Below are 8,009 nucleotides of genomic sequence, written 5' to 3' on the forward strand. Positions count from 1 at the left end.
ATAGCTTCACCATCCAGTCCATAGGGCAATTGGGCAAAATAGATCACAGAGTTAAGGCTCGCTGCATATCGTGTAGAAAGCGAGTCTGTCAGCGGTTGTACTGTATCATTTTTTAATCTAGTGAAGCCTTTATTATCCAGCTGGTCGATGACCGTATCATTTTCTATAGTTAAATGACGTTTATAGCTGTATGTACCGTTATCACGACTGGTAGTGTAATCAATACCTCTAAAGTTAAACGCTAGCGTACCATTTGCTGCTATAGAAGTGCCATGAGCCTGCATCGCCTGGTCCATAATCGATCGCGCGTCTGGAGTAGGAGTTGAACATGAGACTATAGCGGTTAAAATTAGAGGTAATAAATAGAGTTTCTTTTTCATTTCACAAAGATATAAGAGATTCCATAACCTATTAAAGTATATTTGTCCCATATTTATGGAATTTAAGAACAAAATAGAGATCAAGAATCGCAAAGCGCGATTTGAGTACGAGATACTGGACAAGTATACCGCAGGAATTGTACTTGCCGGGACTGAAATTAAAGCCATACGTTTAGGTAAGGCAAGTATCGCCGAAGGCTTCTGTGAGTTTCAAAACAACGAGCTGTTTATCATAAATATGACAGTTCAAGAATACTCACATGCGACCTATTTTAATCACCAGCCTAAACAAGAACGCAAGCTTTTACTTAATCGCAAAGAACTTAAAAAACTGGAAAAAGCGGTCGCAAATTCTGGTAATACCATCATTCCTCTCAAGCTTTTTGTAAATAAAAAAGGTCTAGCAAAATTAGAAATTGCACTAGCAAAAGGTAAGAAGCTTTACGATAAGCGAGAAACTTTAAAAGATCGCGATAATAAAAGAAGACTAGATGCGGTTAAAAAGCAATTCAGAACCTAGTTACTTTACTCTATTTATCCTCTTACAGTTATAATTAAGGCCCAAGTAGACCTCATAGATTTATATGAGTCTTTGTGATATATGGCATCATGTTTTTACTATCTTTATTCATATAGGCAACTATTTTAAAATACCTACGTCTTAACAGTAAATAGATCAAGTTAACTGTAGATGTTCCATTTGCTTTATTAATTTGCCTTTTCATAACCCAACCCAGATGAATATCATTACTAGAACTGCCGTCACCTTAATCACTACCTTATTAATAAGCTTTTTTACCCAAGCTCAACTTACTGGTACTATTACAGACGTAAATGAGGAACCTATTGCCTTTGCCTCTATTTATATAAAAGGAACCTACAAAGGAACTTCTACAAACATGGATGGTAGTTATACCCTTAAACTGGACGGTTATAAATCTTATGAAGTGGTTTTTCAATCATTAGGTTATCAACCACAAACTTTTGAAGTAGACTTTAAAGAAAATGGACAAATACTAAATGTACAATTACTAGAAGAAGTCGCATCACTTGAAACGGTTGTGGTAAACTCAGACAGTAATCCTGCAGATCGTGTTATAAGAGCTGCTATTGAAAATAGAGAACAGAACCGTAAAAAATTTTCTAGCTATAAAGCCGATTTTTACTCGCGTGGTTTATGGCGTATGAAAGATGTACCAGAGAAGTTTATGGGAGAAGAAATAGGTGATCTAGAAGGTTCACTAGACTCTATAACGCGCAGTGGTGTGGTATACTTGTCAGAAACGGTTTCTAAGATCGCTTATGACGCTCCAGACGATTTTAAGGAACATATAATCGCGAGTAAAATTTCTGGAGACGATAACGGTTTTAGTGTTAACAGTGCAGAGAGTGCTAACTTTGATTTCTATAACAACAACATAGACTTGAACAACCGCATCGTCTCTCCTATTGCAGACTATGCTTTTAGCTATTACAAATACAAACTACTTGGTGCTTTTTATGACGAGAATCAATTCTTGATCAATAAAATAGAAGTGACTTCTAAACGTCCTAAAGACAATACTTTTAACGGTATTATTTACATCGTAGAAGATCAATGGACTATTTACGGTCTGGAGCTCACTACTCTAGGTGAGAACATCAACGTGCCAGTGATTGAAAAACTGACCTTTAATCAAGACTTTACCTACGAGCCTAGCAGCGGCGACTGGATCAAAAGATCGCAGAGTATCGATTTTGAATTTGCGTTTTTGGGTTTTAAAGGAAACGGAAGGTTTATTGCCAATTATACCAACTATGATTTTGCGCCGCAGTTTGATAAAGAAAGTTTTGGTCCTGAGGTTTTGAGTTTTGAACAAGATGCTAATAAAAAAGACTCTATTTACTGGAATAAAAAACGTCCTGTACCACTTACGGTAGAAGAAAGTAAAAACTATATCGTTAAAGACAGTATTGCAAAAGTGCGCAACGATCCTAAGTATAAAGACAGTGTAGATCGTGTGAATAACAAATTTAGAATGACCTCATTGCTCACAGGTTATACGTATAGAAATAGCAATAAAAACGAGCGCTACAGCTACGACGGCTTGATCGATTTAGGTTCTTTTAAAGGATTTAATACCGTGCAAGGTTATGTATTAGGAACCAGTTTTAGTTATTCCAAAGGTTTTGACGATGACTACAACCGCAACCTGTATATAAGCAGTGACATTAATTATGGAATCTCAGACGATAGGTTGCGTTACACCGCACGAGCAAATTATAGATTTAATAGAACTAATAGAAGAAACATTTCGCTCGCCGCTGGAACAGAAGCAAGACAAATCAACAACGGTAATCCTATAAGTACTTTAGAAAACACGATTTCCAGTCTTGCATTTGAACGAAATTTTGCCAAATTTTATGAAGTAGATTTTGTAGGCGCCAGCTATTATGAAGAAGTGGCCAATGGTTTTTATTTGAGCGCCAGAGCAAACTATGAGAGAAGACAGCCGCTTAACAATACGACCGACCAAGTGTGGTTTACTCAAAGTGATGTAGATTATTCCAGTAATAATCCAGTAGAACTAGATAATAATAGAAATGCCTTTATTACAGAGCATGAAGTTCTTAAACTAGGCTTAGGTCTTACCATACGACCAGGGCAAAAATACCAGAGTTATCCTGACCAGAAGTACAACATACGCAACGAGAAGTACCCAACTATAGCGTTGCGCTATGAAGGTGGTTTTGCTGGTAGCGAGAACGGTAACAACTTCCACCAGTTGAGTGCAAATTTGTATCAGAGCTTTGATATGGGCAACCTAGGCCGCAGTAGTTACTGGATGAATGCTGGTACGTTTATAGATGGCGAGGAGATCTCTTTTGTAGACTACCAGCACTTTAATGGCAACCGCTTGCGTTTTAAATCACAAGCATTGAATCCTTATGGTTTTGGCTTGTTAAATTACTATGATTACAGTACAAATAGCGATTATGCTCAAATTCATTTACAGCACGATTTTAAAGGATTTGTACTGGGCAAAATCCCTGGATTGAACCAGTTGAATTATGATTTGATCTTAAGCGGTAAAGCCTTATTCACAGACCGCAGACCGTATTTTGAGGCCAGCGCTGGAATCGATAACATAGGTTTTGGCAAGTTCAGGCCTTTCCGTGTGGATTATGTGTATAGCATGACCAGTGGCAGGAAATATGGTGCTTTTGTGGTAGGAATTAATTTTGGAATATAAAAAGAGGTTTTTACTAGTTCCGCTTTCGCGAAAGCGGAATTACAACTATCTACACCTTACTTTATCAGACTGGAATACACGACCTGGTATACTGACAAGTAATGTTAAAAATAGAAATGGACGAAGTACAAAAACAAGATTTATTTTTTATTTAAAAGTTTTATATTTAGAAGTTTAACTTTTTTGAAATATGAACGCGATACAAATTGATCTTACTAAACACAGAAATGAAGCTGTATTTTCCATAAAATTTGATTACAATAAAGAGCTCATTGCATTACTCAAAGAAAAAACTGATGCTCAATATAGCGGAAGTCGTAAATTTTGGTATATCGCAAAAGAGCGTAAACAATTACTTGTTATTACTCAATTACTTAAAGAGCAGCGATACCATTATAATTGTGATGAAAACGCACAAGATTTTCTAGAAGTTTATCATAAAGATCACCGTGCAACACTACTGGGTTTTAAAGAATTTCTATATTCAAAACGATACAGCCAGAGCACGATTACTACTTATTTTACTTTTTTAAGGCAAATCGCCGTTCATGTTAAAAAAGCACCTTTAAAAGAGCTGGATGCCTCACAGCTACGTAGTTTTATTATCTCTCATGTAGATAAGAAAAAAATGAGCATAAGCACTCAAAGACAATTGATAAGTGCCGTAAAACAATTTTATGAATATTTAGGCCGACCTATAGAAGATATTGAGCAGCTACAACGACCTAAACGTAGTAAACATTTACCTACTGTTATATCACAAATAGAAGTATTGCGATTGCTCCAGAAAACATATAATTTAAAACACCGTACGATTATCGCTATGTTGTACAGCTGTGGTTTGCGCATAGGCGAGTTACTGGAATTAAAAGTAGATGCCATAGATTTTGAGCGTATGTGTGTACACGTCAAGATGGGAAAAGGACGTAAAGACAGGTATGTACCTCTTGCACAAAATATCAAAGCATTGTTACATAATTATTTATCTAGTTACCAACCTACTGATTTTTTTATAGCAGGAGAAAAGAACCAGTCTTATAGCGCGAGCAGCGTGCGTGCGATGTTAAAACGCAGTTGTAAGAAAGCAGGAATATCAAAAAAGATCACTCCACATGATTTGCGGCACAGTTATGCAACGCATCTAGTAGAAAATGGTGTGAATTTGCGTATAATTCAAGAACTATTAGGTCATAGCCGTCCAGAAACCACAATGATTTACACACATGTGGCACATAAGGACTTGGATAAAATTACGAATCCGCTCGATGCAGCAGTCCAACAATGGCAATTATTAAAACGGGATAAAGACAACAGAAATATGCGTTTATCCCGGTAATTTATACGGGATAAAGAGTATATTTGGGAAGATATAACAAGTTACCCAACATTTGAAAAAAACAATCGTCATAGCATTTACATTTCTGACTTTAATATTAGTTGGATGCGGAACTTCGAAAAAAGTTTTCCAAAATGAACGGATTTTTAATTATGAAAATCTTAATTTGAATTATGCACTCGAACTTGAAAAAAAACTGAAATCGGAAGATATTACTCGAACGCATAAAGTTGGACTTGGAGAAAACATTTTTCCGAATAAGGACAATTATGAACTTGAAATTTCTCGAGACTTTAGGCGAATAATAAAACCGAATTTCTCACTCGAAGTTGGTTACTATTTCACAAAGGATAGTACAATACGAGTTACAACTTACGAATGGAATGACTTAAAACAGAAAAGTTTTAAAACGGAGAAGCAAAATCTAAAAACGAAAAAAGCGTTTAAGAAAAAATTCACGGAATTGACTGAAATGCTAACCGAAAAGTACGGAGAACCAACCTTTTCGGAAATCGAATCTGAAAACCCAAAAGATGACGGAACTTATCGAGATGGAATAAAGTGGCTGAATAAAAGCGGAATGAATGCATATTTGTTTGCTTTTGGAAATCCTAAAGGCTCTTACAATCAAATAAGATTATCGATTTATCCGAATTAAAAAACGTTGGGTAACAATGCATATATTTTATTGCTAGGTTCTAGCCTACTTACGAAAGTCCTTTCGGACTTTCTATTCGGTTTTTATTTACTAACTTAGTGACTTAATCACGCAACAAACCATATGCTAAACCGTTGTAGTGCATTTGAGAAATGAGAACAGTAATAACATCTAACATTCTGATTTTAATTTTATTCTGTTCTTGTAGCGGAAAAAAAGAAAATACCCAAAACCCAGAATTTGAGAAATTAATAATCGATTATTGGACTGGAGACGAAGCTTATGTCAATAAAAGAATGGAATTCACTAAAAAAGGAAATAAAATATTTGGAAAAATAATACGACCTGAATATAAAATTAGTGAAAGAACTGGGATTTCAGGAGACTCAGAATTGAACTCTGACAAGATTAAACTTCTAAATGAGTTTTGGAATCAAGCACTTAAATTCAAAGATTCTTGTGAGCAAAAATATTGGAGCTCTTCAATTCAAGATTATACAATAATTAGAGATTTAGATACATTAAAAATTGACAGATATTGTGATTGGCAAGATTATGAATATGAGAATATAGAAAAAGTTCTTTTTTCGGAGTTTTTTAAGAATCTAAAATCTGAAAGAAATAACTTAGAAAAAGAACTATCAAAGAAACTTAATGGAATTTGGTATCCTAAAACTATAAAGAAAACATTTGAAAGAGGAGAAATATTAAAACTCACAAAAAGCAAATCAGAAGCATTAGATAAAGATTGCTATTGGGAATTTTCGAGCCAAAAAGAATTTAAAGACAACTGCTCGAATTTACTTGACTTGAAACTTTCGAAAAGTTACAATTGGGACGTTGATGAGGGAAAAACCTATTTAGTAATAAGTGGTGGTTTTAAGACCAGAGAAGAAAACGGAAAAAAATACACTTCAGTTGCGAATTATGGAGCGACTTTCATTGTGAAATCAATTGAAGAAAACGACATTGAATTAGAATATATGTGGAATTAAAAACGCACTACAACACCGTATATAATTTATTGCTAGTTCTAGCCTACTTACGAAAATCCTCGCGGATTTTCTATTCGGTTTTTATTTGCTAAATTACGTGCTGTACCACGCAACAAACCATATACAAACACGTTGGCAACAAGCTGAAAAAAATCGAGATAAACGAGAAAAATTGAGAATATGAAATACGCTTATACAATACTTTATGTTGAGAATGTAGCCGAAACAATTGAATTTTATGAAAAAGCGTTCGGATTTAACCGAAAATTTTTGACACCTGAAAATGATTATGGAGAATTGATTTCGGGAGAAACTACAATCGCATTTGCTTCTATCGAATTAGGAAGCTCAAACTTCAAAAGCGGATTTGAAAAAATATCAAAATCTAAAAAACCTTTTGGTGTGGAATTAGCATTTACGACTGAAAATATCGAAAAGGACTTTCAGAATGCAATCAATTTTGGAGCAACCGAATTTGAACCTTTGACTGAAAAACCTTGGGGACAAAAAGTTGGATATTTAAGAGATAATAACGGATTTCTAATTGAGATTTGTACGCCAATGAAAACGGAATAAAAAACGAGCGAAAAGAAACTGAAATAAAGCCAGTTGCCAACACCGTATATAATTTATTGCTAGTTCTAGCCTACTTACGAAAATCCTCGCAGATTTTCTATTCGGTTTTTATTTACTAAATTAGGTGCTTAAACACGCAACAAACCATATACATCAACGTTGCCCAAAATATGAAAAAAGCATTAATCATACTATTTATATTTTTCATCTGTTTCTACTCTTGCAAAAACCCAGAACAAAATATAACAGTGAATTTCGAATTTGCTGTTTATGATAACGAACCTATTTTTGTTGATGAATATTTATATAAAAAAGAAATCAAAAATGGAATTAGACTTTCTGAAAACCAAACAGAATGGTATTTAATAGATTGGAATGGTAACGGAATTTACAATGAAACTGGAATTGACTACTATGGTGTAAAATCACCTTTCAAAAGAAGACCAATTTTATCTCTTTTAGGAGAAAATAGCACTCTAAATCACAATGAAATAAGTTATTCTATCAAAAGTAACTCTGAATATAGAAAACTAAATGAAACGATTTTTGAACCACAAAACAGAATAAGTTACATTTCTAGTTTTATTCCAATTGAATTATCAGATGGAAACACTTTAATTTCTGATAATTTCATCAATTATGATAAAACTATTATTTACTATTGGGCTACATGGTGTGCTCCTTGTGTTGAAAAACTTGAACAGGTTGAATTAAACAGAAAACAACTTGAATCGAAAAAAATAAATTTTGTTCCTATATATTATGGTTGTACTTATGGAGATGTAATTAAACTGAATGAAAAAAAAGGTTTGAATTTCAACACAATTGAGG

Annotated in this window: 8 protein-coding genes; 7 read left to right on the plus strand and 1 reads right to left on the minus strand. The window is 34.2% G+C overall.

Annotated elements, in window-relative coordinates:
• The coding region (locus A9Q93_RS12995) for a DUF6503 family protein (protein WP_369674731.1) at positions 1–380 on the minus strand (380 nt) is incomplete at its 3' end.
• Between the two features lie 55 nt (positions 381–435).
• Between A9Q93_RS12995 and smpB the strand changes: the two genes are divergently transcribed.
• The 7 genes from smpB to A9Q93_RS13030 form a co-directional block, all read left to right on the plus strand.
• On the plus strand, positions 436–900 hold the full coding sequence (gene smpB / locus A9Q93_RS13000) for an SsrA-binding protein SmpB (RefSeq protein ID WP_303687829.1): 465 nt from the start codon (positions 436–438) through the stop codon (positions 898–900).
• A gap of 217 nt (positions 901–1,117) precedes the next feature.
• Entirely contained in the window at positions 1,118–3,613 is a 2,496-nt protein-coding gene (locus A9Q93_RS13005; RefSeq protein WP_303687830.1) for a DUF5686 and carboxypeptidase regulatory-like domain-containing protein, read from the plus strand.
• A gap of 190 nt (positions 3,614–3,803) precedes the next feature.
• Positions 3,804–4,949, plus strand: a complete 1,146-nt coding sequence (gene xerA, locus A9Q93_RS13010) for a site-specific tyrosine recombinase/integron integrase (protein ID WP_303687831.1) — start codon at positions 3,804–3,806, stop codon at positions 4,947–4,949.
• A gap of 52 nt (positions 4,950–5,001) precedes the next feature.
• Positions 5,002–5,607 carry a hypothetical protein gene (locus A9Q93_RS13015; RefSeq protein ID WP_303687832.1) on the plus strand — a complete coding sequence of 202 codons (606 nt, stop codon included), beginning with the start codon at positions 5,002–5,004 and terminating at the stop codon, positions 5,605–5,607.
• Positions 5,608–5,759: 152 nt separating this feature from the next.
• Positions 5,760–6,602 (plus strand): hypothetical protein, encoded by an 843-nt coding sequence (locus tag A9Q93_RS13020; protein WP_303687833.1) that lies wholly within the window; start codon positions 5,760–5,762, stop codon positions 6,600–6,602.
• Between the two features lie 180 nt (positions 6,603–6,782).
• Complete coding sequence (locus tag A9Q93_RS13025) at positions 6,783–7,178, plus strand: VOC family protein (RefSeq protein ID WP_303687834.1); 396 nt, start codon at positions 6,783–6,785, stop codon at positions 7,176–7,178.
• A 170-nt stretch (positions 7,179–7,348) separates the two neighbouring features.
• Positions 7,349–8,009: TlpA family protein disulfide reductase (locus A9Q93_RS13030; RefSeq protein ID WP_369674733.1), on the plus strand; the 661-nt coding region annotated here is incomplete at its 3' end.

This window comes from Nonlabens dokdonensis, assembly GCF_002162835.1.
GTDB classification, from domain to species: domain Bacteria; phylum Bacteroidota; class Bacteroidia; order Flavobacteriales; family Flavobacteriaceae; genus Nonlabens; species Nonlabens dokdonensis_B.